Source organism: Bradyrhizobium sp., assembly GCF_004799445.1.
In the GTDB taxonomy this organism is placed as follows: domain Bacteria; phylum Pseudomonadota; class Alphaproteobacteria; order Rhizobiales; family Xanthobacteraceae; genus Bradyrhizobium.
The window spans coordinates 1-24,476 of sequence record NZ_SSNA01000184.1; the positions used below are offsets into that span (position 1 = coordinate 1).

A 24,476-nucleotide genomic window follows, 5' to 3' on the forward strand; every position below is an offset into this window, starting at 1 on the left:
TTCCGCAGTGTTCAGTTCGTTGTTCATGACTTTCTCCTGCCTTGTGTAGGAAGGGACCATCCCCTCTCAATCGTGGTCGCAGGAGTACGCGGTGTCGTTCATTGGCACTGTGATGAGTATCACACTTCGACTCAGGCCAATAAAGGTCGAAACAGGCCAGTAGGAACGCATCGCGACCTTGGGCCAATTTGGAACGGGATGCGGCTGGCCGGGTGCGACTTCCGCTCGAGGTCATTTTCGCCAGCGCAGTGACGAATTCCAAAGAACAGACATCGTCACCGCCCGAGCATGTCTCAAAGGCGCCAGCCGAAGACATGTTAGGGGGTCCGGCCCCACAGCCTCTTCAGCGCAATGATCGGGCCGGTCTGGCTGCTCGGATCGGCAGCCCGACACCCCGCGCAACGCCGGGCTTGGCCCGCTTGCCGCCACTGGGAGCGGGAGTATATTAGGTCGATGGCTGTCAGCTCCCCTGATCTGAAAGCGTTCTTGCTCGCCACCCCTTTCTTCGGTGGCCTCTCAGACTCTGGCCTCGATCTCCTGGTCTCAATGCTGGTCGAGCGCCGCATCGATGTCGGTGCCACTGTCGTAGCGGAAGGCGAACCGGGGCGCTCAATGTTCATTGTTCACTCCGGCGAGCTCGTGGTGAGCAAGCTGGGGCATTCGGGGCGCGTAATTCGCATGGCGGGTCTCGAGCCCGGTGATTTTTTCGGCGAAATGACGCTCATCGAAATGCAGAACCGATCAGCCACCGTCGTCGCAGAGAGCCCAACCGTGCTGTACGAACTCACGGCCCGACAACTCTACACGTGCTACAAAGCCGACATCCATGCGTATGTCATGGTGATACAGAACATCAACCGCGAGCTTTGTCGGCGGCTCCGTCGCGCCGACAATCGATTTGCCGAGCTACAGAAGCTTCACGAGAATCAATGACGCAGAGTCGCGTGCGAAGCGAAGCGCGGGTATCGGTTCGCCCAAGGAAAACCCGTCAAGATAGAAGGCTGGGCCCGCGGCCCCGCCTTCATTTCAGTCCGATCCGGAACGGGTATTCGATCCGCTGCGCGCCTTACGGCGTGCGGTCGGCGGTGACCAGGCGGGCTTCGCGGATGGTCGCGGTCTTGGACCCGGCGACGCGCAGGCAGGAAGCTTCGAAATGCGGCCAGGCCTGCTGCGAGCAATCGCGGCCAACCGGGCGGATGTCCAGCCGGTCGCCCTTGGCGAGGGCGTGCGGCACGCTGGCTTCGACCTGGGGCGCGAATCCCGGAAGTACGGTGAGGGCGGCAGCAACAAGCGCCGCAATAGCGACTGCTGTAAGAGCCTTGATCATGACGGTCCCCTGTCATTGGGCCTTGATGGCCCGTTTGGTTGGTCGACTGATACAAAGCTCCGGTTTCCGGATGTCTTCGCCGCCTCCAAAACTGGTTTCGTCCCGGCAGAGTTTTGTTTCATCGCCGGCTCAGGGATGAAACACAGCCGATACCCTTAGGAGACGCGTCCGCTGGGCAAGTAGTTCAGCAGCCGACGACAAATAAAGCTTCGGCAATCGGCGACGATCTGGGGAACCGGACTGGCTTGCAGCCCCGGCCGGGGCAGGGTAGACGGATTTATGGCCCGCATCGCGCTTTATCCCGGTTCCTTTGACCCCGTTACCAACGGCCATCTGGATGTGGTCAGGCATGCCGTGGGCCTGTGCGACCGGCTGATCGTCGCAATCGGCGTGAATTCGAGCAAAAAGCCGCTGTTTTCGACCGAGGAGCGTCTGGACATGGTCCGGGCCCTGTTCGCGCCGGTGGCTGCAAAGGCCGGTTGCGCCTTCGATTGCACGACCTATGACAATCTCACCGTTGCCGCGGCGCAAAAACACGGCGCCACCATCATGATTCGCGGTCTGCGCGACGGCACCGACCTCGATTTCGAGATGCAGATCGCCGGCATGAACGAGACCATGGCGCCCGAAGTGCAAACGGTGTTTGTTCCGGCCTCGGTGGCAGTTCGCCCGATCACCGCCACACTGGTCCGCCAAATCGCTGGCATGGGCGGCGACGTATCGGCGTTCGTGCCAAAAGCGGTCGTGGCACGTCTCAAGACCAAGTTCACCGGCTAGCTTTCACCCCGTTGTTGGAGTTTTCATGATCCGGATTCTCGCCGTTCTCGCCGCGCTGATTTGCGTCGCTCCTGCGATCGCGCAGCCGCTTCCCACTGGTCTCGACAAACAGAATGCGATTGTCATCGACACCACCAAGGGCCGCATCGTCTTCAAGCTGCGCACCGACCTCGCGCCACAGCACGCCGAACGGATCAAGCAGCTGGCGCGCGAAGGTTTTTACAACAACGTCCCGTTCCACCGCGTGATGGATGGCTTCATGGCGCAGACCGGCGACGGCCAGAATTTCAACGGCACCGGCGGTTCGAAATATCCGAACCTGAAGCAGGAATTTTCCAGCGCGCCGTTCAAGCGCGGCACCGTCGGCATGGCAAGGCGTGGCGACAGTGTCGATACCGCGAATTCGCAGTTCTTCTTCATGTTCGCCGACGGGCCGAGCCTGAACGGCCAGTACACCGTGATCGGCGAAGTGGTGTCGGGAATGGACGTGATCGACAAGCTCAAGAAGGCGCCGCCGGGATCGCAAGGCGGCACCGTGACCGATCCCGACAAGATGGTGAAGGTGCAGGTCGCATCCGACATCAAGTGACATCAGGTGCACCGGCCTCGCACCCAGCGGATCCGGTATGCGGCGGCGCTGCTGCTCTTGGGGTCAACCTGCGCGCCGGCGGAACCGGCACAGGTTAACACCATTCACGACGTATTTGCGCGGCTGCGGACCTGCTGGAGACCGCCGGATCCGTCGCGCGCCCATCCCGGTATCGACATCACCGTGATCGTGAGCTTTAACCGGGCAGGCGAGATCCTGGGCCATCCCAAGATCACCTATGAATCGGAACAGGCTGATGACAACGACCGGCTGTTGTACCGCATCGCGGTGATGGAGGCGTTGCAGCGGTGCACGCCGATGCCATTTAGCGAAGGGATGGCCGGCGCCGCTGCCGGCCGGCCGTTCGCCGTTCAGTTTCACAACCGGAAACCTCCTCCACCCCAACCCGCAGAGAAGAGAGCATGGCTGACACCGAAAATACTTTGATCCTCGAAACCACCCAGGGGCCGGTCACGATCGAGATGCGGCCCGATCTTGCACCCGATCACGTCGCGCGGATCAAGGAACTGGTGCGCGAGGGATTCTACGACGGCATCGTGTTTCACCGCGTGATCGAAGGATTCATGGCGCAGACCGGCTGTCCGCATGGCACCGGCACCGGCGGATCCGGCAAGAAGCTGAAGGCCGAGTTCAACAAGGAGCCGCATGTACGCGGCACGGTGTCGATGGCACGCGCCGCCAGCCCGGATTCCGGCGACAGCCAGTTCTTCATCTGCTTCGACGATGCCTCGTTCCTGAACAACCAGTATACGGTCTGGGGCAATGTGACGTCAGGCATGGAGAACGTCGACAAGATCAAGCGCGGCGAACCGGTCAAGGACCCGGACAAGATCGTCAAGGCGCACATGGCCTTGGACGCGGCGTAATCGTCAACAATAGAACTCCAATGTCATGCCCCGCGAAAGCGGGGCATCCAGTACTCACCGGCTTTCGTTACTATTGAAATTCGGGATTACTGGATCGCCCGCCTGCGCGGGCGATGACGGTCTGGGCCCATGCGCACCGATCTCTTCGACTTCGAACTTCCCGCCGACAGCATCGCGCTGCGCCCGGCGAGTCCGCGCGATTCCGCGCGGATGCTGGTCGTGCAGCCCGACGGCGTCTTGCGTGACCGCAGCATTGCCGATCTTCCGCTTTGGCTCGAGCCCGGCGATCAGGTCGTGGTCAACGACACCAAGGTGATAGCGGCACAGCTCAAGGGCCGGCGGATCGGCCGCGATACCGAACCGAAGATCGAGGCGACGCTGATCAAGCGGCTCGACGGCTCGCGCTGGCAGGCGCTGGTCAAGCCGGCCAAGAAGCTGTCACCGGGCGATGTGGTGCGCTTCGGCAATGAGGGCAAGGTGTGCCTTCTCGGCCATCTCGACGCCGAGGTCGAGCACAAGGGCGACGACGGCGAGGTCACGCTGTCGTTTTCATTCCATGGGCCCACGCTCGATTCCGCCATCGCCGATCTCGGCAGTCCGCCGCTGCCGCCCTACATCGCCTCCAGGCGTGCGGCCGATGAGCGCGATGCTGCCGACTATCAGACCATGTTCGCCGCTAGCGAGGGTGCCGTCGCGGCGCCGACCGCAGGATTGCATTTTACACCCATGCTGGAGGATGCATTGCGCCAGCGCGGCGTCGGAATTCACCGGATAACCCTGCATGTCGGGGCGGGGACCTTCCTGCCGGTCAAGGTCGAGGATACCGCGGGACACAAGATGCATTCCGAGTGGGGCGCCATCTCGCGCGACACCGCAGAAGCGCTGAACGCGGCACGTGCCAACGGTGGCCGCATCGTCGCCGTCGGCACCACTTCGCTGCGGCTGCTGGAGAGTGCCGCGGCCGAAGACGGCACCATCGAGCCGTTCGACGGCGAGACCGCGATCTTCATCACGCCGGGGTATCGCTTTCGCGCGGTCGACATTCTCCTGACCAATTTTCACCTGCCGCGCTCGACGTTGTTCATGCTGGTATCGGCATTCAGCGGACTGGAAACCATGAAGCTGGCCTATGCCCACGCCATCCAGGGCGGTTACCGGTTCTATTCCTATGGGGACGCGTGCCTGCTGTTTCGTGATAAGTCGCTTCGATGACATCAGCCAATCATTTCGAACTGCTCGGCCGTGACGGGCAGGCGCGCACGGGGCAATTGACCACGCCGCATGGCGTGGTGCGAACGCCCGCCTTCATGCCGGTCGGCACCGCCGGCGCCATGAAGGGCATGCACTGGCGCGAGGTGCGGGATGCCGGCGCCGATATCGTGCTCGGCAATACCTATCATCTGATGCTGCGGCCCGGCGCGGAGCGCATTGCCGCGCTCGGGGGCTTGCAGACTTTCACCGGCTGGAACGGGCCGATGCTGACCGATTCCGGCGGCTTCCAGGTGATGTCGCTGTCGGAGCTGCGCAAGGTCGGCGAAAAGGCGGTGACCTTCCGCTCCCATATCGACGGCGCCATGGTGGAATTGTCGCCGGAGCGCTCGATCGAGGTGCAGCGGTTGCTCGGCTCCGATATCGCGATGCAGATGGACGAATGCGTGCGTCTGCCGGCCGAACGCAGCGATATCGAGCGGGCGATGCAGCTGTCGCTGCGCTGGGCCGAGCGCAGCAAGCGTGCGTTCGAGAGCGCGCCTGCCGGCTACATGCTGTTCGGGATCGCGCAAGGCGGCGACGTGCCTGAGCTGCGCCAGGCCAGCGCCAAAGGCCTCGTCGAGATCGGCTTTCACGGCTATGCGATCGGCGGGCTTGCGGTCGGCGAACCGCAATCGGTCATGCTCGCCATGATCGAACAGGTGGCGCCGATCCTCCCTTTGGAGCGTCCGCGCTATCTGATGGGCGTCGGCACGCCCGACGATATTCTGGAGGCGGTCGCGCGCGGCGTCGACATGTTCGACTGCGTGATGCCGACCCGCAACGGGCGTCACGGGGTGGCCTACACCCGGTTCGGTCAGATCAATTTGCGCAACGCCCGCCACGCCGACGATCCGCGGCCGCTCGACGAGGAGAGTTCGTGGCCGTCGACGCGCAACACCGCGCGCGCCTATTTGCATCACCTTGTCAAAGCCGGCGAGACGCTGGGCGCGATGCTGTTGTCGGAGATCAACATCGCCTACTACCAGCGCCTGATGCACGACATCCGGCAAGCCATTGCGCTGGGAACCTTTGCAAGCTTTAGGGAAAGCACCCGTGCCGGATGGGCAAGGGGAGATATCGCGCCGCGCTGACGACGGCGCCTCGCCACAAATCGAGAGCAGTCCCGGCGCTCAGTATTTCGCGACGACGGCGCTGCCGAAACGATAATTCAAGCCGACACGCACGATATTGTCGGTGACCCGGCTGCTTGCCAGGAAGGTCCCACTGAAATTAGGCACCGTCGACGCGAAGACATTGTCGAAGCCGCCGAGGTCCATGTAGAGATATTCCAGTTTGCCGGTCCAGCCTCCGCCGAGGGCGGCTTCGACACCTGCGCCGACCACCCATCCGACCTTGGTCTGGCTGAAGCTGCCGGCGGCCGATCCGGGGGGCGTTGGTGTACACGGCGCGAGACAGGCGCCTCCGGTCGGCGGCACGGTAAAGTTGGCATCGGTCTTTATCTCGCCAAAGGCCAATCCGCCGGTCGCATAGACCAGCCAACGATCCGACGGCGTGACACCGACCCGCCCGCGAAACGTGCCGAACCATGGCAGCCGCTGGGCGTAATCCAACATTCCGGTGGTGACGAGCGGCGGCGGCGGCGTACAGGGCGCAAGACAAACCTGCGGAATGGTGAGCGTGTCAGCCAGTTGGCCGTCACCTTTTTGGCTGGTGATCTGAATGTCGGATTCGAGGCCAAGGACGTAGGCGCCGGTCTCGAAGTTGTAACCGGCCTGGAAGCCTCCCAGTCCGCCATTCATGGCTTGAGATGTCGAGCCGATCGCGGTTTCAACCACGCCGGAACGCCTCGGTTCGCCGAGGACCAGATCAGTGCTGGAACGTCCCCAGCTTCCGCCGCCGTTCACGCCGACATAGAAGCCGGTCCAGTTGTAGACTGGAGCGATCACCGGCGCCTTGTAGACAGGGGACTGGACCGGCAAGTCGGCCGCCAATGCGGGGCCCGCGAGCAGGGCAGCCGCAAATACAATGCCGCCAAGATTGAGTTTTTTCATCGTCGACCGTCCTAGCCCCAGTTATCGGAAAATCGTGGCACAAACGCCCACAGTTCGGTGTTGCGGCAGGGCCACAGATCACAGGATTCGGGAACCCGGGCCAGCCTGGCGCACTGCATCCCAAAACGGGGTTCGACCAGGAAATCAGCGGGCGGCGCCCGGTTGGATCGCCCCATGCCGCCGCAAGTGGCAAGCTATCCCGCTTCATCAAGCTAACAGCAACCGGTCGCGTCCCGATGATCAGGGCTCGCGCCGGCGCGGCAATCTGGCATTCATGGGAAGATCAGTTACAGGCAAACCGCTTGAGCGCGTGCTTGGTCACAAATCCGTAACCGCAGGTATCGCAGGTCCAGAGATAGCTGATGACGTTGTCGGAAACGTAAGCGGACGCTTCCGCAGCCACCATTGAATCCGCGCAAACCGGGCAGGTCGGCAGATCGCAACCACGGGGATCCGGGTTGGGCGCGACGGTCGACAGGACTTCAGCAACTGCTGACATCGTGACCTCCTTGCGATCTGAACGGGCAGCTTGAACATACACTGATTTACTTGACGATGTCGCAACACAAATGCGTTGGTTTTAAGTTGTTTGGCGAATTCTGGAGTTTGCAATGCAGCGAATTTGGACTCGCACGATTCAGACTTGCACATCGGCAGGCGCTGCCCCTAATGAAACAAGTTCCTTCAAATCCACGTGCAGTGCGGTCAAAGGAGTACGTCATGGATGCATCGTCAGCTACGAGTGCAGTGCACCGTCCGGGCCGGGGACGGGTTTTTGACAGCATCGTGGAAGCGGTCGGCGATACCCCGATCGTGCGCTTGCGAAAGCTGCCGCAGCAGCACGGGTCGAACGCGACCATTCTCGCCAAGCTGGAATATTTCAATCCCGCAGCAAGCGTGAAGGACCGCATCGGCGCCGCCATGATCGTGGCGATGGAGAAGGCCGGCATCATTCACGCCGACACCGTGCTGATCGAACCGACGTCGGGAAATACCGGAATTGCCCTGGCGTTCGTTGCTGCCTCGCGCGGCTACCGGCTGAAGCTGGTGATGCCGGAATCGATGTCGATCGAACGGCGCAAGATGCTGGCGTTTCTCGGCGCCGAAATCGTGCTGACGCCGGCCGCCCAGGGCATGAAGGGATCGATCGCCACCGCCGAAGAACTGGTGCGCACGACGCCCAATGCCGTCATGCCGCAGCAGTTCAAGAACCTCGCCAATCCCGAGATTCACCGCCGTACCACGGCGGAGGAAATCTGGAACGATACCGGCGGCAACATCGATTTCTTTGTCGCCGGCGTCGGTACCGGCGGCACCATCACCGGGGTGGGGCAGGTACTCAAACCCCGCAAACCATCGCTGCGGGTAGTCGCGGTGGAACCGGAGGAGAGCCCGGTGCTGTCGGGTGGCCAGCATTCCCCGCACAAGATCCAGGGCATCGGCGCAGGGTTCGTTCCGGAGATCCTCGACCGTTCGGTGATCGACGAGATCGTCAAGATCAACAGCGCGACCGCGATCGAGACCTCGCGCGCATTGGCGCGCAACGAGGGCATTGCCGGCGGCATCTCCTCGGGCGCGGCGATTGCCGCCGCACTGGCGATCGGCAAACGCCCGGAAAACGCAGGCAAGACCATTCTTGCCATCGTGCCATCGTTCTCCGAGCGTTATCTGTCGACTGCATTATTTGAAGGAATCTAACTTTGTCGGATTTGCCACGACGGCCAAGAACGCTGAACGACGCACGTACCGAAGCCGAGGCGGTGTTCAAGAAGGTGACCACGAAGGCGGTAGAACCGCCTCCGAAGAAAGCGATGATTCCGGGTGTAAAGGAACTGGTCTCGCTGCGGATCGATCAGGACGTCCTCGAGCACTTCCAGCAAGGCGGGGCCGGCTGGCAGGATCGCATCAACGACGCACTGAGAAAGGCGGCAGGGAAATAGCCCTGGCAAGCCTGATGGGGTCGCGGTCGGCCATTTCCCAACTCGTGCTGCTGACCGGGTTGCTGGCGACGCCGGCGTCGGCGGAATTGGTACCCTTCGACTGCGTCATTTTGCCAGGCGCGGAGGAGGCCAGCATCAGGTTGACGAATTCGCTGACCCGCGACGCCTCCTGCATGGTCAGCTGCAAATTCTCGACCACCAAATACAACAATAATCCGCAGATCACCTGCGCCAAACCGGTCCCGGCGGGCAAGGAAGTGGAAATGTGCCGGCTGCCCTCGGGCGGCGACAAGATGGTGAAGCTGATCGGCGGACAGGGGGAGTGTACCGAATAGATCCGGGGTGTCAGGCTCCGGCCCGCACCGGCGCCGGAGCGGAGGGTTTCAGGTTCAACAGATTGCCGGTGAGGATCAGGGCCGCGCCGAGCACGGTGAAAGCGTCCAGCCGCTCCGAATAGATCAGCCAGCCAGCCGTGGCCGTCAGGGGAACCCGGAGAAAATCCATCGGCAACACGATCGTGGCGTCGGCGTACAGCATCGCGCGCGCCATGCAGAAATGCGAAAATGTGCCGCAGAACGCGATCGCGACGATCCAGCACCAGACCTCCGAGGAGGGCGACTTCCAGAGGTAGAGCGCAGGGAAAAAGCCGGCCACGGACTGGATCACCAGCATCCAGAAAACAATCGCCACGGTCGATTCGGTGCGGGTCAGCGATTTCATCATGGCGACGGAAATGCCGAATCCCACGGCCGCTGCAAGCGCGATCAGCTGCCCCGGATTGACTTCCCCGGTCGCCGGCCGAACGATGATGACGACGCCGACCAGGCCGAGCGCAATCGCGGAGATCTTCCAGATCGTCATGCGCTCGCCGAGAAAGCTCGCCGCAAGGATCGCCGTCCAGATCGGCATGGTGAATTCGATCGAGACCACCTGTCCCAGTGGAATGAGCGTCAGCGCGAAGAACCAGCCAAGCTGCGCCGCGTAGTGAATCAGCGCGCGCATGATTTGCGGCAGCGGCCGTGACGTCCGCATCGCCGCGAAGCCGCCATACAGGCGGATCAACGGGTAGAGCATCAGCAGGCCGAGCGTCGAGCGCAGTTCCATGATCTGAAACACGTTCAGTTCGCGCGTTGCCTCGCGGCCGGCGACGGCCACGATCAGCATCAAGCTGAGCCAGCCCGCCATCCACATCGCGGCCCTTGGTTTCGATGCTGTTCGGTCCATCAGGGGAGGATGCCTGGTGAGTTGGGATCGGCGAGGCAGGCCGGTATCGGCGACCCCGCGTCGGTTTGCAACGCTCAAATATGCCGGCGCTGCGATGCGCGCGCGGATTTCGAGATGGGTGCACCGGCGCGATCGGCGCTAGGGATGGCCGGTCCTGCTCGACGCTCCCCGATGCGCAGTACACCTCTGCGAGATCGAAGCGCCGCCAATAGGGAGGATCTGGTCATGCGCATCCTGCAACCGGCCGACTGGCTGAAACCACGCGGTTTCTCGCATGGCGTTGCGCTCGAGGGCCCGGGTCGATGGATCGTGCTGGCGGGCCAGACCGGCGGCGATGAGCAGGGTGAATATCAGCCCGACATGGCCGGGCAGGTCGGCGTCGCGCTGCGACGAATTATCAAATTGCTCGCGGAGGGCGGAGCCGGTCCCGAGCACATCGTTCGACTGACCTGGTATTTGACGAGCCGCGGCGAATACGAAGCTGCGGGCGCCGGTATTGGTGCCGCCTGGCGCGAGACGCTCGGGCGAAATTTCCCGCCCTCGACGCTGCTTTACGTCGACGGCCTCGTCGATGCCCGCGCCAAGGTCGAGATCGAAGTCACCGCGTTTGTCCCGACCGCCTAGATCATGATCCGGTCAGAGGCTGGCGTGGCGCTTCCGGTCCGGATCATCCGGAAGGCTGGCAGCGCTCAGATGCGGGACAGCGAAATAGTGGCGCCCCTGAACTGGTTCTCCGCCCTGATCACAACGGACTGCTTGTTGCCGCGCGTCGTCAGCGTGATGTTTGCCGTGAATCCCGGCGCAGTCGCGACGACCTGAAAATTGCCGCCGCCGGAGCGTCCCTCGAGGTTGCCATTGATGTTGCGGCTGGCTTCGCTCCATGTCCCGGAAATCGCGGCGCCTTGCGCCGTGATATTGGTGGCAAGATTGAATTTGTAGCTGTCGCTGGCGCAGGTCAGGGTCTGTTGGAGACCATTTCCGCCTGCGCCGACGGCGTAGCTGGCGCGGCAGCGAATTCGTTCGGTCGAACCATCGTCCAGCGTGACGGTGCCCGCGCCAGACCAGTTACCGGCCATGCCGGCGAACGGCCCCGTTTGCGCATGGCTCGCCGAGCCCCACATCGAGGCGACCAGCAATGTGGCGATGGCGAATACCAGCCGTCGCGCGAACGCCAGGGCAGGGGTCATTTGGGCTGCCTTATTGCCGCGACGCTTCCCACCGGCCGCTGCATGGTACTCCCGCAGATGCTCCATTCCACTTCCCCCATCCGGCATTGCCATTGAGCTGGCCGTTCGCATATGCACCATTGATCGATACTCGCACAAGTCCCTCCCGCCCGATGCTGCCGGAAACATCGGAGCCGGGAGCAGAAATCCTACCGTCCGCGACCGTGAGCGTCGAGCGCGTGGACGGTTCGCATGAACCGGCCTTGGTAATAATGGTCACATTCCAAAGCCCGTCATAGGGGCTCTGAGCGAAAGCCGGCGCGGCGCCGAGACCAGCCGCGGTGGCGGCGAGAGCGAGGCCAAAAAATGCCTTTTGAACGCGATCATGGCGCATGAAAGTGACCCCCGATTTGCGTGATGGACAGGCTTATTTCGGGATAATGTGTTGAAACTTTGGTGCGCCGCGGTGGCTTGATAAAACGCTTTGTAAAACAAATACTTGCGCTAAAATCCGGAAATTGGGGATGAGAAATTGGGATGACCTGAGGGGACCGAATCGGAGGGGGGGGCATGCTTGCCCCGTCCCGCAAGTGCCTAATCGGAGAGGCTTGGCGCCTTGGTCGCAAATTGCTCGTCCTGCGGTTTGCCGGGCAGGACGTTGTGGATTTTGGCGTAGTCGATGACCTCGCCCAACAGCTTCTGGCCGAGCGGCGCCAGCGCGCGTTCCCACAGCTCGCGGGCGGTTTCGCCCTTCTTGACGAAACACCACTCCTGGGCCGCGATCGCGCCGGCATCCATGCGGTCGGCCAGATGGTAGACGGTGCCGCCGGCGATCGGATCTCCCTCGCGGATCGTCCATTCGACCGCCGCGATGCCGCGATGCCGCGGCAGCAACGACGGATGATATCCGATGCCGCCGAGCCTTGCCGCGGCGAGGGCTTCCTTGCTGATGCGCGCGTGGCTGTGCGCGGTGACGATGAGATCGGTTGCCTCGGCGATTTCCGATGCCACGACAAGCCGCGGATTGGCCTGCACGGTCACCGCGATCCCGGCGGCGCGGGCGGCGGCCGCGAGACGGTCTTCGGCGTCCGCGACGACAACCCGGACGATGTCGACACCGCGCTGGCGCAGCATTTCCAATGTCGTCACGCCAAAATGGCGGGAGCCGACGAGGGTGATCCGCATGGTGGTTCTTCCGTCACGGTGCGATTTGTCTTCCGTCGATAACACGTCGTCGGCTTCCGTCACGACGCCGGGGAATGGTGATGGGGGGTTATCAACAGGACCGGCCGCGAAGACAACGATCCCTGAAAACCAGAAGACCGCCCGAAGGCGGTCTCCGCATCGTTAGGAAATGGTCGCCCGCCGCTCAGTTGCAAACCATCACGCAACGCCCCTCGGGGGAACAGGCCCGATGCCGTCCCCTGCCGCCGCAGGGACCAAGGCCGGGCTCGACCACGACCGCTCCGGGAACGACCACGATGGCATCGCCACGGTTCGGGCGGCATCCACCATAGGGACCGCGATGAAAGCCCGGACCGCAGCCACCCTCAACCCTGATCATCAGGTCAGCCGGAGCCTGGCCGGGGGCAAGCGGCATGGCCTGCACGGCGCTGCCCGAAAATCCGAGAATAAAAGCAAGAGCGACAAGCTTGTTCATGCGCTTCTCCCTGGTTTGTTCATGCGCGACGCGATCATTGGCTAAGCAGCGTGGTTTGGTAAAGAGCGAATTCGCGGGAGGGCGCGCCGCAACCTGCGGCTAGCGCGAAGAAAACTTCGGGATTTTTTCCGCAAACCCATTGAAGCACTTCAACCGCTCGTCTTCCTCCTTGACGAAGCGGCAGTCCATAACCCCGTTGGCGGGCGCCGCTTTGGGTTTCGGCTTCGGCGGAAGGATGGCGTCGTAGCAGTCCAGCCGGTCCTTTGTCTCGTCATCGATTTCGAGACATGCCAGCAGCTTTTCAGCCATGGACTTCGGAGCGCCATGCGACTTCGCATGCGCGGGTGGTTTGTCCCCTGCCGGCGGAGGGCCGCTTTGTGCAAACGCTCCCGCGGAGGACAGCACTGCGATCAACACAAGCGTTTTTTTCATGACATTTCCCCTTTGCCTAGAACCGTAGCTCTACAAGGCGATGGATAGGCATGGCAACACGCAGAAACGAACGCGCCGGGGAATCCGGTCTGGACCCGGCGATCTTACTGATTTGTAACAAGACAAAATGCGCCAACTTCGTCAGCAATGTTGCAGACGCCCATGATCGGCGCAATTTGGGGTGGCGTTGATCCAATTTGCCTCTTAGAATCATCGCATGGCCGTGGAGATGGTGTGAGCATGAGCAGGTCCAGGCGCTCCCGAATCGTTCTTCCCTTGGTATCGGTCCTGACCGTCTTTGCGCTGTCGGCGCAGGCGGAGGAACCGAACAAGCCGCCTCCGAAAACAGGACAAAGCAAGCCCGCGGTCCAGGCCGCCCACCCGGTGCCGCCACGCCCCGGACAAGTGCAGGGCCGTGGGCCGCAGGATGGACGCTATGCCCGAGGGCGCCTGCCGGAACGCAATTTTGGCGGACACGCTTATCATGGTCGGCTGGGCTGGGAGGGCGGGCGCTGGCGTCATGAGGCCCACAACGGACGTTACGGCTGGTGGTGGGACGTGGGGGGCGTCTGGTATTTCTATCCGCAACCGATGGACGGACCGCCCGCTTATGTGTCGGACCTGGAGGTCGTGGACGATTACGGCGGACCGGACGGACCGCCGGTCGACGCCGGTTATCCACCGCCGCCGCCTGTGGCCTATGCGCCACCTCCGCCGGACCCCGCCGCAAGCGCGGTCGGTGGCGCCATCGTCGGCGGGCTGTTGGGTGGCCTCATCAGCGGACGACCGGGCGGCGCGATCGCCGGTGCGGTCGCCGGCGGCACGGTCGGCGCCATCGCTGGCGCGCAGGCTGCCGCGCGGCCCGGTTATTATCTGGCGCAAGGCAATTGCTATTACCGGTATCCGTCGGGACAGTATGTCCAGGTCGATCCGCGCAGTTGCTATTGAAGTGAACTTGAAGCGCCCGGGTCCGGCAGACCGTTAGCCGCCGGACGCCGAAGGTTGTTGCTTGGCAATCTCTCGTGCCGATCTGCTTTGAGCCCAACCGCCGGCAGATGCACGTCCGCGCATGACGGATCAACCTTCCATCGATTTTGCGTCACGCGCCCTGGCTTGCTTCGGGACAGCTTGTCCAACTTTGGGGTGAGCGCTCCGGCATTGCAGCCGCCGTTGCGGAAGAGTTAGAGTCGCGGCACGTCAACGAACCTGAGTCTTGCCGATCATGCGAAAGTCTTCCACGACATCGCTCCCGTCCTTGAGCGTTCGTATCGATCTGAACACGGACGGTCGCATCGGGCCGGGCAAAATCCAGCTGCTCGAGAATATTCGAGCCTGCGGTTCGATCTCGGCCGCGGGCCGGGCGATGGACATGTCCTACAAGCGGGCGTGGGACCTGGTGGACGAGATCAATCGTGTCTGCGGGCGTGCTGCCGTCGACCGGCAAGCTGGCGGCAAGAACGGCGGCGGTGCAGTCCTCACGCCGTTTGGGCTGTCGCTGGTTGCGCGTTACCGGAAAATCGAACACTCCGCAGAGAGCGCGGCCCGCAAGGAGCTTCTGGCGTTGCAGTCAGACATGGGTGTTCGAAGAAAACCCTGAGCCGCCGGAATAACCCACGACCGTTCGGATTGAATCGGGTGCTCGCGGTTTGACCTGGCCGCAGCAAATCCCGGCGTCGGCGCAGCACCGGCGCGACCTCAGCTCAGCTTGCTTCGTCCGACGCAGTCGGACCTACGGCGCCACGGTGCGAAAGCGCGATTTTAGTTTCCCACTGTTGCCAAATTGCGCTTTGTGACTGGGGTCATCTCCGTTATATCCGTATAGATATAGCGCAAATCAGGCAGGGCTCAATCCCCTGTCGGTGTCAGTGAACAATCCTGGGGGTAGTTGAGATGAGAAGAACGTTGGTAGTTGCGCTCGCGATGGTGGGCCTGGCAGGTAGCGCGCATGGCGCGGATATGGGTTTGTTTACAAACCCGCCGCAGTTCAAGGACCCGCTTCCGGACAGTTTGACCTGGTATGGTGTCACCTTCTTCGCGACACTCGACGTCGGTTATGCCTATCAAACCAACGGCCGCCCGCTTGGCGCCGTGGTCTCGGGCCTTGAATTCATCCCGTTCACGACCACCAGGAACTACACGGGGCAAAGGATATCGACGATTGCCGAAAACGGCTTGCAGCAATCGAATTTCGGCTTGAAGGTCGACACACCGATCGGCCAGGGTTGGAATATCGTCGGCCGGCTCGATACTGGCTTCGATCCGCTGACCGGAAAACTCTCCGACGGTTGCAGTTCATTCATCCAGAATGCCGGCGTCGTCTATAACCAGCAAAACTCGAACGCGGACAGCGGGCGGTGCGGCCAGGCGCTCAACGGCTCAGCCTTTGGAGGCGTCAGCAACAAGCAATACGGCACACTGACGATCGGCCGGCAGAATTCCTTCCAGCTCGACGCCATCGCAGCTTACGATCCGATGGCTCTTTCCTACGCCTTCTCGCTGCTCGGTTATTCCGGCACCAATGGCGGCTCGGGCAGCACGCAGGCCGCGCGCTGGGATGACTCGGCCAAGTACGTCTACGATTTCGGGCCGATCAGTGCCGGTGCCATGTATTCCAACGGCGGTTCCAACACCGGCATGTTCGGCAGCGGCTACGGCTTTTTTGTCGGCGGAGCCTACGGGGGCTTTTCGGCCGAAGCGGTCTATACGAAGGAGCACGGCGCGGTAAACCTGCAGACCGCGGTCAACGATGTATTCGGAAGCCAGACCCTCGCCGCCAACATTTCGGACAACACGGCGTGGTCGGTGATGGGCAAATACACCTTTGAGTTCGGCAGGCCTTCAACGGGTGGGTATCCGACCAAGGCAGCAAAGGCTGAAGCGCCCGCCGACAAGCTGACATTCTTCGCCGGTTACACCCATATCGATCAGGCAAACCCGAGCACCCCGGTTGGCTTCGGTGGTGCGGCAGGCGGATATTTGTTGACCGTGAGCGGGACGCTGCCCGACAACAACGCCTTCACAACCGACAAGATCCTGCAATTCTTCTGGGTGGGAGCGAAGTACGAATTCGCCTGGGGGCTGGGTTTGACCGGCGCCTATTATCACGTGAACCAGAACTCCTACGTGGCTGATGGCGCAGGCTGTATCCTGGGTGGCGCGAGCAAGCTGGATTGCGCAGGTAGCTTCGACCAGGTGTCGTTCCTCGCCGACTACATCGTCACCAAGCATCTCGATGTCTACGCCGGCATCACCTATGGCAAGGTGCAGAATGGTCTTGCCTCGGCATTCCCGGGCACGCCGGGTGCCAAGTTCGGCTTCGCCGGCACCGCGACCAGCATCGACACGACGTCGATGATGACCGGCTTCCGCATCAAAATCTAGGACGACTGGCCAGGCGTTGCCCTGGCTCGTTTTCGAACGAAAGCCTGCCCCGGACTTGATCCGGGGTGGGCGCGCGTTGGCGATGGGGCGGTTGATCCATCGCAATGCCAGGTGTCGGCAATGGCCTATTCTAGTTGTTCGGCGCGGCTTTGTCTGACGCGCGGGAGCAGCCCGAAATGGGAGGGGCTTATGACAATGGCGATGCAAGCGTTTCTATTTAGCGGCGAAATATTCTGTCTCTCGTTCGCGGCGATTTTCTTGTTCTGGGTTGCCGACAGGCTGCGATCCGGCTTCCTGGGGAAGCCGTAGCGCAAGCGCATCAACGCCGCAGGCCGCAGCCGACATTCAATCCGTCGTCAGGTCGTAGTCGTGGCGCAAGGCATTCTGGATATTGAGCGCAGCGCGCGCCGCCGTGTTGGCGTCGGCAGCCCCCGCGGATAGCACACACATCGACCAGTTATTTCCAGCCCGTTGATCGGTGACGCGATTGATCGCGATATTGCGAACGTCTGAGCAGCCGGGTTGTGTCCGGATTGCTGCCAACGCCCGCGCCTGCAAATCCTGGATCGAAAGCAGGGTCTTTGCCATTCAGGCCGCGGCCTTACTTCGAAGCGTTTGCGATCTTGTGCTCCAGGTGACCGGTCTCATGATCGCGGCGCAACTGGCTCAGTGACGTTTCGTTCAGTTGAAGAAGCACCTCGCTCAGCTTCTCGGTTTCAGGATAACCCGCGGCGAAACCCTGCCCGTAAACCTTGCGCAACGTGCGGACCAGGGTGTTTCCGTGCTTATGGCTGATTTCGCCATCTTTGTTACGGTGGCGATTGTCGAGACCGGCCTTGTTCATGCTGCTCTCCATCGTGCCGACGGCCGACAGCATCCTCCCGCCGGGACCAAATGGCAATCTTGCGCCGCAACCTGGGATCTCGACGGGACAATGATGTTCGACGAGCTCGTGGCGGACTTTCGGCTAAAGTTCCCTATGACGGGCTCGCACCCGCCCGCCTGCAATATCGCCTTGAATGAATGTTGCGCCTCGAGATCGTACAGGATGATGTTATTTCGTCGTTGGTCATCACGGATAAGAACAAAGTGATTTCTCGCCAGCCCAGTCCGCGACAGTGGCCGCAGACCTTGCCTTTTGGCGGCACAACGCGATAGACAAGCGCGGTCTTGAAACCCGCGTCGCGGTGGACGGGACCTTCCCAGCAGCGAAGCCATCTTGCGGGTGTCCGGCGTCAGGAATGCGCCGTCGATTCCGGCGCGCCAATCCCGCCTCAGGGGCGGGATCGCAACTGTCGCAGGCTACCGCCGGTCGCGGATCTTGATGCGTCGGCAGGCGGATCGAGGTCGGGAAGACAAGTCCTTAACCATTTCGAAACCTCTTCCGGCAAAGAGGGGTCCTGGAATCGATGAAGAGCGAGACGAATGCCCACTAAAGACGAGCCCCGAGAGTTAGTCCCGGTCATCATCGCCTGCATCGTCGCGGCGATCGGCGCATTTTGCCTGTGGTCTGACCTCAGAAGCGATTCGCTCGGCCGTGGCGACGGCATGATCACGTCGGCGGTTGTGTCACGGGCCGGCGCGATCGTGACTCCATCGGAACCGCCGACTCAACTGGTGGTGCCGCAGACCGTGACGGCCTCCGAGCCTTCGACGGTCGGCCGCGCAACACCCTGAACGCTCCCGACGGAATCATTGTTAACGATTGCTCTATATCGTGCAGATGGTCGCGGAATCGTTTCGCGTACCGTGACCTCGGTGATGCATGCAGCCTGTCGAAATTACTGATCCGACTGAAGCCCGACGTTGCCGCTTCGCCCAATATCGGGGCCAGAAGGCGACCGTGATGTTAAATGGATTGCCGGTTACCGGAATGGTCCGTTCGGTCATGGAAGTTAAGTCGAGTAATCCGGCGCGCTGGATCGTCTCGGTGGTACCGAAGCAGGGCATCGCGGCCTAACCCTTAACAGGATTGGCCCCAGCGTCCTGCTCGACGCTTCCCGGCATCGCAACGCCGATGTCCGCTTGACGCGTGCCATCGGGATTTTTCTAGCGTTCCCCTGCATCCAAAATCCAGGTTCGGTCGGCGAAGGCTACGTAAATTCGCTCCTGCCCAAGAGCCGCGCCAAGCTCAATCGACAGTTCGTTCAACATCGCCTCGATGGTCTCGTCGGACAGATGGCCCAGATAGGCGTGGACAGCTTCGCCGGTGAACAACGCTACCGGTTCGCGGTCTGAGCCAACCGTGCCGTCCTGAAGTGGCCACGCGTAGGTAACTTCCGCGCGGGTGAACATGCCGGACAGTGCGGGCAGGCCCGCTTCCACGCGTCGTTTCATCCAGGCCCGCGCGGTGCGGACGGCCTCCGAAACGTCGAAGACGCGGCCCTCGGCGTCCCAACCCTCGCGCAGGCCCACGCTAATGCGAAAATCGCGGCGAGGACCGATTGAACCCGGAACAACGGAATAATCCGTCGTCTTCGGCGCAGGAGTTCGAGCACTCATTCCGATTCACCTTTTGGCCATTGATCCCAGCAGTCCGCGTCGATGCACGTTCCGCACTCACGTCGGAGATCGTGTGAGGTCCGAAAACTGCGCAGCGAACGGACGGCAGAGTATATGGGTATTCTTGCCAGCGTTGCCGCGCGGCGAGGGCGTCGCGGTACCTTTCCGGCGTACCGCCGTCTGCGCGGAAGCAGCCTTAACCCGCTCGATCAAAAGCAAAAAGCCGCCCGAAGGCGGCTTTACCATTTCTCGATGCGTTATCGATACGGAGGCCCCATATTCTCGTCGACAGTGCCCGGATAGTCACCGTCGCCATACGGACCGCCCCATCCCGAATGATAGGTTGGGCGAGCTATGCCGAGGTCCAAATGGTCAAAGTCTTGCGCGGGCATGCCATGGGTCGCTCGGCCATAGTACCCATGGTATGCGCCGTGCATTCCATAGCCGTCACTGCCGGCTGCCATCGCCGGACCCGCGAGCACAAGCGAAAGTGCGGCGGCTCCGATTATTCTGAAGTTCGTCATCACGGTTTCTCCTACCCTCGTATCTGAAGGGAGGTCGCCGCGGGTGGCGGCCTCCTTCAGATAGCGACGGTGTCTAGAAGGTGCTTCCTGAAAACATCGGGTTACGGGCGCAAGCATCGTCGCCGCGACTATCCCAACCGCCTCTGGCTCGCCAGCCGCTCCAGGCTTCGTAGTCGTACACGGGGGAATAGGGATTTCCCGGTTCAATGGTCGCGCAATAGGTGCTCAGGCCATTATGGACCGGGTGAGCTATCACTTGCCGGGCCATCGCAGGCCCCGCCAGCACAGTAGACAGGATCGCGGCGGCGCCCAGAACTCTGAATTTCGTCATGCGTTTCTCCTTTTGGTTTCGGCAACGCAAAATACCAAGCGTGAGCTCGAAAGGAGGTTCCGGCATTGATTCCTAAAAGAAAATTCAGATTTCCCGCAGATGTAGCGTTTTTCGCAAGCTTTGAATCCGCTCGGTGTAGATGCGGCCGCCTAGGTCGCGCTGGCGATCACCTTAACTTGCGGGCGACGGCATCCGGATTCGTGAAGGGGCCCGGTTCGACGAACTTCCAGCGCTCGGGCGGCCGCGACCGGCGGCGCCGCGAATTTAAAAATTTATCCGGGGCGGTAATCGTACGGCGAGCAAATGCCGGCGTCGCCCGTCGTCTCATAGGTGTCGACGACATCGCCGGCCGTGGCCATAACGACCCGCACCGTGCATGGCATGAGCGACTGGCCCTTGAACCATGTGTAGACTTTTTGTCCCGCAACCGTTTGCTGTTGATCCGGAGCGCCAAGCTTGACCTGGACGGCGCCGAGGGGCTGCCCCTTAAAATCGTTTCTCGCGGTGGTGCCGCCGATAGAGCTGGAGCAACCCGCCAAGGCCAAGGCTGCCAACACCGCCAGATTGCGCATTTCACGGATCTCCCCGAAGATCGTCTCTTAGACGCGATCAACGTTGGATAGCAAGGGCGAGGCGCAGGTTACGCGCACAGGCAATGTTTCCCGGTGTTTCCAACCAATCCCGAAGTCCACGCTTACGAGCGTTCCGCCAGCAGGCGGCGTGCGACCAGTTGGCTCGCTCGCCATGCACTTACCCAACAACGACGGGGCACGGGCTCAGCTCCGCGCTGACGTGCCCGCCGGCTCGCGCCGGCGGGTTTTCTTGTGCGCCGCGTCTTGCCCGCCGTGAGCCTCGCCGGATAGGGTGACGACTCGTCCAAACTGGGGGAGGGACCGAAATGAAAGCTTCCATTTTATGCTTCCGTGCCGCCGTGCTGCTGGTTCTTGCAGGTATGCTTTGGGGCATCGTGATGGGGATCAGTCAGAATCATTCCACCATGCCGGCCCACGCCCACCTCAATCTCTTGGGCTGGGTGTCGCTCTTCCTCTTTGGCATCTATTATCATCTGCACCCTGCGGTTGATCGCAGCCGTTTGGCTTCGTTGCAGGTCTGGATCTGGATTGCCGGCACGATCGTCATGACGATCGGCGTGGGTCTGGTGCACTCAGGACACGAAATTGGCGATCCGATCGCCGCAGCGTCTTCGCTGCTGGTTCTTGCCGATACGCTGCTGTTTGGCTGGCTGGTTTTCCGCCCCGAGCCGGCTGAGTTGGCTAGCCGATCGAGCGTGCCTGCCGAGTGAGGGGCGGCCCCGACGCCCGACAGTCAGCAGCCGTCATCCAGGCATCGGCTCGCGATAGCCTGCGCAGGCTGGGCGGATGATCACTTCATGGGTGCGCCGAAAATAATGATCGGCCGCTCCCATCGAAGCTGCACTCCCCGGGTATGTAGGCAGGGTTACGCCAGCAGGCATCGTCGAGCTGGCTGTCCCAGCCGCCGCGCTGTCGCCATTTGCTCCAGGCGATGTAGTCGCAATACTTGCTGTGGGGATTTCCCGATTCCCGGGTCGCACAAAAGATGCTCTGGGCGGGGTGGCCGGGCGAGATGACATGCCGGGCCATCGCCGGCCCCGCCAGCACGGACGAAAGCACCGCGGCGACGCCTATCAGCCTGAATTTCGTCATGCGTTCCCTCCCGCTGGTTCCGCTAGCGCGGATCACCCCAGTATGGCGGAAAGTGCCGCGCTTGGTTCCTAAAAGATAATTGATTATTCGGGGCGCGCGATCTCGCGTTCCGCGCGGCAATTTCAGTATCCAACCGCAACCAAAGATTGAATTCGAGAGCAAGGGTATACAGACGGCCGATCGTGCTGCAGCGCGTTCGCGGCGGCCCGACTCCTATTTCCACATTTATAGCAGCGGACTACTGCCGATTGCGGCTGTTGATGAGTCGGCCGCCGAATCGGAGTGAGACGAATGTTTTGAATCGAGAATTGGTAACAGGCAGGAACACTTTGGGTACATGGGGATTGTGAGTCCAACGCGGAGGTTGGAATTGACCCAAATACTCGGACTGAGTCTCGCCCTGCTGCTTTTTGGGAGCGGCATATGGGCGAATGTCAGTGACGGCTCACTCTCCTTATATAAGGGTGCATGGGCGTCGCACGCCAACCGATGAAGGTTTCCGGGGCCGTTTTTGAACAGCGTAGTCCAATGATGATGATAAATAACCCAACTCACGAATTCGAACGCTTATTGGGCAACGCCGCGCTCGCATTGTGGTCCGACTTCCCTCGCGACGTACAGGAGAGCCTTTTCGAAACAGCTGTCGCCGGGGACGTTATCGTTCGAAACCATTTGGCTTCGTACCTGCACGACCACCATCCGAAAACGACGCATCCCGCAAAGCCGACGCAGTTGGCTTGAAACGGCGTTAGCGCAACGGTGGGACCTGGAGAGGTTTCACCCGGGTTCCCCTGGCAGCTCCGGCGCCAGGGAAGGGACGGCGGTTGCGATACCAGCGTTTTGATGGAACTTTCTGCAAATCCTCGTCACACCATTCCGTGACTTTTTGGAACGGGTTGGAGTCCGGCGTGTTGGTGCGCGCTGGGAGCTGAACGCATGGAACCTACATGGCAAATAACGATCACAACAAAGCCGCTGAACTTCACGAAAATGCGGCAAAGTCACACCGGGCCGCCGCTGAACAGCACGGTAAAGGCGATCACGCCAAGGGCATGGAGCATTCAAAGAGTGCTCAGCAACACTCACAGAGTGCAAGCAAGCAAAGTGATCAGGCCAATGCAAAGAGCCAGCAACAAAAGTAACTGAGACAACAAAAGTAACTGAGATAGAGGCCCGGCTTCTTGCCGGGCCTTTCTCCATCGGAGGCCACCATGCCACATTACTATTTCGACGTCAGGAACGGGCGCAGACAGAAGGACGCGCTGGGACTGGATTGCCCTGATGACAACGGCGCCATTGCAAAGGCAAAGTTTATTGCGACCCAGATCGCGATCGATACTCCCCAGCTCGATCACCGGCATGTCGCTGTTCTGAACGACGCAGGCGATGAGATCTTCGAGGCGCCTATTCGCTCCAAACCGCCCGTTTCCTGAGAGGATTGCTGCTGCAGGATGGGCTGACAGGACACCCATCGAACCTATTCAGATGGAAAACGTTGCCACGGAAGGAGAGCATCATGAGCTACGCCGTATTCAGGGATGGCGACCGAATAAGCCGTTCCTTTCAAACCCAAGGCGACGCCTGGGATTGCGCGAATGATGCTGGGTTGGTTGAGAACGTACCGACTGGCGGCGGAGCCGTTCAGGTACTGGACAGTCACTGCACAATCGAGCCTTGCGACGGCGAACTGGTGATGCCGGCCAACCTGGCCTGATCGCCGAAACCAAGGAGAGCCGCGTGCCGAAAAGCGATGGCGAAGGCAAGATAAGAGGTGGAACGTTAGCTGCGATGGGCGCTGTCTTTATCCTCGCATTTGCGTTTTTCGTGTGGGGATTGGGGAGTGGGACCCATGTGGCAAGCAATCCCGGACCGAGCGGGTTGCCGGAATCAACTATCGTAAATCCGGCTCCGCCTGCCGCGGCCAGCCCTTCAGGAACCACAACCGGAACGGCGCGCTAATCTTTCAGGTTGCGAAACTCGGTCCGTAAGTCTTACACAACGGGCGGATCAGGGTGTTCTCTTGCTTGTGGCTGATTTCGCCATCCTTGTTGCGGTGGCGATCGTCGAGTGTTCTTGCAGAGAGCATTTGCCTGATTGGCAACGCCTGCAACTATTTTTACGATCGTAGAAGCAAAGCCCCTATTGGCCCCATCGGCTTGCTACCCAGGGCGCTGCCCCTCCTTGGATCGGGGTTGACGACGTCCTCGGTTTGACGGGTAAGAGCTCGATCGATGCCCATTTTTGCGAAAAGCATTGGACCGCGATCCTCGGCAGCGTCGATCAACATCTGAACTGCTAGCCGCCACTCTGGCGTGTCATGCTCCAATTTGGGAAGTTTCTTGATGTAATTGGCGGCGTCGCGAAGCGTTCGGGCGGGCGGCCCACTCGGCAAGGGGACAGGCTGATCGAACGGGCGATCCCAGGACACGACGCAACTCCGCGACAGAACCGGGGATTCAAATCGGGGCGGTCGGATTCGTTCCGTACAGCATGCATCCTTGCCACATGCCAGCCCTCAGGACTCGTTTTCCGCGATGGCCGACGGTTCGACAGCCTCCCGATCCCTAAACCGCACCAGCGGCGCTCCCTGAGTCATGGCGGGAGCAGCGGCTAGGGAATGGCACATGTTTTGGGTCCCTCCTTGCTTTACGGCTCACGTCGGTTCTCAATTGACAGCATTAGGAAAACCCGGAGGATTGCATGCCAACTGGCAAAATTAAGATGTTCGACGAGGGTAGAGGGTTTGGTTTCATCAAACCGGATGACGGTGGCGTTGACGTTTTCTTTC

The 24,476-nt window shown here is 61.3% G+C and carries 36 protein-coding genes; 21 read left to right on the top strand and 15 right to left on the bottom strand.

Features of this window, described 5'->3' with window-relative positions; genetic code table 11:
* The first annotated feature begins 453 nt into the window (after window positions 1-453).
* A complete protein-coding gene (locus E8A46_RS23875) occupies window positions 454-933 on the top strand; it encodes a cyclic nucleotide-binding domain-containing protein (RefSeq protein WP_291566502.1) in 480 nt (159 codons plus the stop codon).
* 133 nt (window positions 934-1,066) lie between these two features.
* Here the strand turns inward: E8A46_RS23875 and E8A46_RS23880 are convergent, their stop codons facing one another.
* Window positions 1,067-1,327 carry a hypothetical protein gene (locus tag E8A46_RS23880; RefSeq protein ID WP_291566504.1) on the bottom strand — a complete coding sequence of 87 codons (261 nt, stop codon included), beginning with the start codon at window positions 1,325-1,327 and terminating at the stop codon, window positions 1,067-1,069.
* Between the two features lie 279 nt (window positions 1,328-1,606).
* Here E8A46_RS23880 and coaD point away from each other — a divergent pair, with 279 nt between their 5' ends.
* From coaD to tgt, 6 genes are all read left to right on the top strand, one after another.
* Window positions 1,607-2,104 carry a pantetheine-phosphate adenylyltransferase gene (gene coaD / locus E8A46_RS23885; RefSeq protein ID WP_291566506.1) on the top strand — a complete coding sequence of 166 codons (498 nt, stop codon included), beginning with the start codon at window positions 1,607-1,609 and terminating at the stop codon, window positions 2,102-2,104.
* A 25-nt stretch (window positions 2,105-2,129) separates the two neighbouring features.
* Entirely contained in the window at window positions 2,130-2,693 is a 564-nt protein-coding gene (locus E8A46_RS23890; RefSeq protein ID WP_291566508.1) for a peptidylprolyl isomerase, read from the top strand.
* Between the two features lie 6 nt (window positions 2,694-2,699).
* Window positions 2,700-3,140: a hypothetical protein gene (locus E8A46_RS23895; RefSeq protein WP_291566510.1), complete on the top strand. Its 441-nt coding sequence runs from the start codon at window positions 2,700-2,702 to the stop codon at window positions 3,138-3,140.
* Window positions 3,116-3,580, top strand: a complete 465-nt coding sequence (locus tag E8A46_RS23900) for a peptidylprolyl isomerase (RefSeq protein WP_291566511.1) — start codon at window positions 3,116-3,118, stop codon at window positions 3,578-3,580. Before E8A46_RS23895 ends, E8A46_RS23900 begins: the two co-directional genes overlap by 25 nt.
* A 129-nt stretch (window positions 3,581-3,709) precedes the next feature.
* Window positions 3,710-4,792, top strand: coding sequence for a tRNA preQ1(34) S-adenosylmethionine ribosyltransferase-isomerase QueA (gene queA, locus E8A46_RS23905; protein WP_291566513.1), 1,083 nt, complete (start codon window positions 3,710-3,712; stop codon window positions 4,790-4,792).
* Window positions 4,789-5,922: a tRNA guanosine(34) transglycosylase Tgt gene (tgt, locus tag E8A46_RS23910; RefSeq protein WP_291566515.1), complete on the top strand. Its 1,134-nt coding sequence runs from the start codon at window positions 4,789-4,791 to the stop codon at window positions 5,920-5,922. Before queA ends, tgt begins: the two co-directional genes overlap by 4 nt.
* A gap of 39 nt (window positions 5,923-5,961) precedes the next feature.
* Here the strand turns inward: tgt and E8A46_RS23915 are convergent, their stop codons facing one another.
* Window positions 5,962-6,843 (bottom strand): outer membrane protein, encoded by an 882-nt coding sequence (locus tag E8A46_RS23915; RefSeq protein ID WP_291566517.1) that lies wholly within the window; start codon window positions 6,841-6,843, stop codon window positions 5,962-5,964.
* A gap of 283 nt (window positions 6,844-7,126) precedes the next feature.
* Window positions 7,127-7,342, bottom strand: coding sequence for a hypothetical protein (locus E8A46_RS23920; RefSeq protein WP_291566519.1), 216 nt, complete (start codon window positions 7,340-7,342; stop codon window positions 7,127-7,129).
* Between the two features lie 221 nt (window positions 7,343-7,563).
* Here E8A46_RS23920 and cysK point away from each other — a divergent pair, with 221 nt between their 5' ends.
* From cysK to E8A46_RS23935, 3 genes are read left to right on the top strand one after another with little or no spacing between them, the layout of a single operon-like run.
* The gene (cysK, locus tag E8A46_RS23925; protein ID WP_291566521.1) at window positions 7,564-8,541 is read left to right on the top strand and encodes a cysteine synthase A; all 978 of its coding nucleotides are present in this window, start codon (window positions 7,564-7,566) and stop codon (window positions 8,539-8,541) included.
* Between the two features lie 2 nt (window positions 8,542-8,543).
* Window positions 8,544-8,783, top strand: a complete 240-nt coding sequence (locus tag E8A46_RS23930) for a BrnA antitoxin family protein (RefSeq protein WP_291566524.1) — start codon at window positions 8,544-8,546, stop codon at window positions 8,781-8,783.
* Window positions 8,784-8,797: 14 nt separating this feature from the next.
* Window positions 8,798-9,118: a hypothetical protein gene (locus tag E8A46_RS23935; RefSeq protein ID WP_291566526.1), complete on the top strand. Its 321-nt coding sequence runs from the start codon at window positions 8,798-8,800 to the stop codon at window positions 9,116-9,118.
* 10 nt (window positions 9,119-9,128) lie between these two features.
* On the opposite strand, the gene E8A46_RS23940 is transcribed toward E8A46_RS23935, so the two are convergent.
* Window positions 9,129-10,007, bottom strand: a complete 879-nt coding sequence (locus E8A46_RS23940; RefSeq protein WP_291566528.1) for a DMT family transporter — start codon at window positions 10,005-10,007, stop codon at window positions 9,129-9,131.
* Between the two features lie 225 nt (window positions 10,008-10,232).
* Here E8A46_RS23940 and E8A46_RS23945 point away from each other — a divergent pair, with 225 nt between their 5' ends.
* Entirely contained in the window at window positions 10,233-10,631 is a 399-nt protein-coding gene (locus tag E8A46_RS23945; protein WP_291566531.1) for a RidA family protein, read from the top strand.
* A gap of 65 nt (window positions 10,632-10,696) precedes the next feature.
* Here the strand turns inward: E8A46_RS23945 and E8A46_RS23950 are convergent, their stop codons facing one another.
* The 5 genes from E8A46_RS23950 to E8A46_RS23970 form a co-directional block, all read right to left on the bottom strand.
* Window positions 10,697-11,260 carry a hypothetical protein gene (locus E8A46_RS23950; protein ID WP_291566533.1) on the bottom strand — a complete coding sequence of 188 codons (564 nt, stop codon included), beginning with the start codon at window positions 11,258-11,260 and terminating at the stop codon, window positions 10,697-10,699.
* Complete coding sequence (locus tag E8A46_RS23955; protein ID WP_291566535.1) at window positions 11,205-11,567, bottom strand: hypothetical protein; 363 nt, start codon at window positions 11,565-11,567, stop codon at window positions 11,205-11,207. The genes E8A46_RS23950 and E8A46_RS23955 overlap by 56 nt, the downstream gene beginning before the upstream one ends.
* A 200-nt stretch (window positions 11,568-11,767) precedes the next feature.
* Entirely contained in the window at window positions 11,768-12,358 is a 591-nt protein-coding gene (locus E8A46_RS23960) for a formyltransferase family protein (RefSeq protein WP_291566536.1), read from the bottom strand.
* Between the two features lie 184 nt (window positions 12,359-12,542).
* Window positions 12,543-12,773, bottom strand: a complete 231-nt coding sequence (locus E8A46_RS23965) for a hypothetical protein (RefSeq protein WP_291566561.1) — start codon at window positions 12,771-12,773, stop codon at window positions 12,543-12,545.
* A gap of 159 nt (window positions 12,774-12,932) precedes the next feature.
* Window positions 12,933-13,265: a hypothetical protein gene (locus E8A46_RS23970; protein ID WP_291566538.1), complete on the bottom strand. Its 333-nt coding sequence runs from the start codon at window positions 13,263-13,265 to the stop codon at window positions 12,933-12,935.
* Window positions 13,266-13,505: 240 nt separating this feature from the next.
* Here E8A46_RS23970 and E8A46_RS23975 point away from each other — a divergent pair, with 240 nt between their 5' ends.
* The 3 genes from E8A46_RS23975 to E8A46_RS23985 all read left to right on the top strand — a co-directional run bounded on the left by E8A46_RS23975 (window position 13,506) and on the right by E8A46_RS23985 (window position 16,646).
* The gene (locus tag E8A46_RS23975; RefSeq protein WP_291566540.1) at window positions 13,506-14,213 is read left to right on the top strand and encodes a hypothetical protein; all 708 of its coding nucleotides are present in this window, start codon (window positions 13,506-13,508) and stop codon (window positions 14,211-14,213) included.
* A 274-nt stretch (window positions 14,214-14,487) separates the two neighbouring features.
* Complete coding sequence (locus E8A46_RS23980; protein ID WP_291566563.1) at window positions 14,488-14,862, top strand: winged helix-turn-helix domain-containing protein; 375 nt, start codon at window positions 14,488-14,490, stop codon at window positions 14,860-14,862.
* Between the two features lie 293 nt (window positions 14,863-15,155).
* A complete protein-coding gene (locus tag E8A46_RS23985) occupies window positions 15,156-16,646 on the top strand; it encodes a porin (RefSeq protein WP_291566542.1) in 1,491 nt (496 codons plus the stop codon).
* Between the two features lie 345 nt (window positions 16,647-16,991).
* Here the strand turns inward: E8A46_RS23985 and E8A46_RS23990 are convergent, their stop codons facing one another.
* Both E8A46_RS23990 and E8A46_RS23995 read right to left on the bottom strand, forming a co-directional pair.
* Window positions 16,992-17,234, bottom strand: a complete 243-nt coding sequence (locus E8A46_RS23990; RefSeq protein WP_291566543.1) for a hypothetical protein — start codon at window positions 17,232-17,234, stop codon at window positions 16,992-16,994.
* A gap of 13 nt (window positions 17,235-17,247) precedes the next feature.
* Window positions 17,248-17,490 (bottom strand): hypothetical protein, encoded by a 243-nt coding sequence (locus tag E8A46_RS23995; RefSeq protein ID WP_291566544.1) that lies wholly within the window; start codon window positions 17,488-17,490, stop codon window positions 17,248-17,250.
* Window positions 17,491-18,071: 581 nt separating this feature from the next.
* Between E8A46_RS23995 and E8A46_RS24000 the strand changes: the two genes are divergently transcribed.
* Window positions 18,072-18,323, top strand: a complete 252-nt coding sequence (locus tag E8A46_RS24000; protein ID WP_291566545.1) for a hypothetical protein — start codon at window positions 18,072-18,074, stop codon at window positions 18,321-18,323.
* A gap of 372 nt (window positions 18,324-18,695) precedes the next feature.
* Here E8A46_RS24000 and E8A46_RS24005 read toward each other — a convergent pair whose 3' ends face one another.
* The 3 genes from E8A46_RS24005 to E8A46_RS24015 form a co-directional block, all read right to left on the bottom strand.
* Window positions 18,696-19,148: a hypothetical protein gene (locus E8A46_RS24005; protein ID WP_291566547.1), complete on the bottom strand. Its 453-nt coding sequence runs from the start codon at window positions 19,146-19,148 to the stop codon at window positions 18,696-18,698.
* Between the two features lie 597 nt (window positions 19,149-19,745).
* Window positions 19,746-20,003, bottom strand: coding sequence for a hypothetical protein (locus tag E8A46_RS24010; protein ID WP_291566549.1), 258 nt, complete (start codon window positions 20,001-20,003; stop codon window positions 19,746-19,748).
* 272 nt (window positions 20,004-20,275) lie between these two features.
* Window positions 20,276-20,575 carry a hypothetical protein gene (locus E8A46_RS24015; RefSeq protein ID WP_291566551.1) on the bottom strand — a complete coding sequence of 100 codons (300 nt, stop codon included), beginning with the start codon at window positions 20,573-20,575 and terminating at the stop codon, window positions 20,276-20,278.
* A 326-nt stretch (window positions 20,576-20,901) separates the two neighbouring features.
* Here E8A46_RS24015 and E8A46_RS24020 point away from each other — a divergent pair, with 326 nt between their 5' ends.
* Complete coding sequence (locus E8A46_RS24020; protein ID WP_291566553.1) at window positions 20,902-21,306, top strand: hypothetical protein; 405 nt, start codon at window positions 20,902-20,904, stop codon at window positions 21,304-21,306.
* An 85-nt stretch (window positions 21,307-21,391) separates the two neighbouring features.
* On the opposite strand, the gene E8A46_RS24025 is transcribed toward E8A46_RS24020, so the two are convergent.
* Window positions 21,392-21,688, bottom strand: coding sequence for a hypothetical protein (locus tag E8A46_RS24025; protein ID WP_291566554.1), 297 nt, complete (start codon window positions 21,686-21,688; stop codon window positions 21,392-21,394).
* A 468-nt stretch (window positions 21,689-22,156) separates the two neighbouring features.
* Here E8A46_RS24025 and E8A46_RS24030 point away from each other — a divergent pair, with 468 nt between their 5' ends.
* From E8A46_RS24030 to E8A46_RS24050, 5 genes are all read left to right on the top strand, one after another.
* Window positions 22,157-22,429 (top strand): hypothetical protein, encoded by a 273-nt coding sequence (locus E8A46_RS24030; protein WP_363252447.1) that lies wholly within the window; start codon window positions 22,157-22,159, stop codon window positions 22,427-22,429.
* 206 nt (window positions 22,430-22,635) lie between these two features.
* Window positions 22,636-22,830 (top strand): hypothetical protein, encoded by a 195-nt coding sequence (locus E8A46_RS24035; RefSeq protein WP_291566556.1) that lies wholly within the window; start codon window positions 22,636-22,638, stop codon window positions 22,828-22,830.
* A gap of 69 nt (window positions 22,831-22,899) precedes the next feature.
* Window positions 22,900-23,121 carry a hypothetical protein gene (locus tag E8A46_RS24040; protein ID WP_291566557.1) on the top strand — a complete coding sequence of 74 codons (222 nt, stop codon included), beginning with the start codon at window positions 22,900-22,902 and terminating at the stop codon, window positions 23,119-23,121.
* An 83-nt stretch (window positions 23,122-23,204) separates the two neighbouring features.
* Window positions 23,205-23,402: a hypothetical protein gene (locus tag E8A46_RS24045; RefSeq protein ID WP_291566559.1), complete on the top strand. Its 198-nt coding sequence runs from the start codon at window positions 23,205-23,207 to the stop codon at window positions 23,400-23,402.
* Window positions 23,403-24,388: 986 nt separating this feature from the next.
* The coding region (locus E8A46_RS24050) for a cold shock domain-containing protein (RefSeq protein ID WP_291566567.1) at window positions 24,389-24,476 on the top strand (88 nt) is incomplete at its 3' end.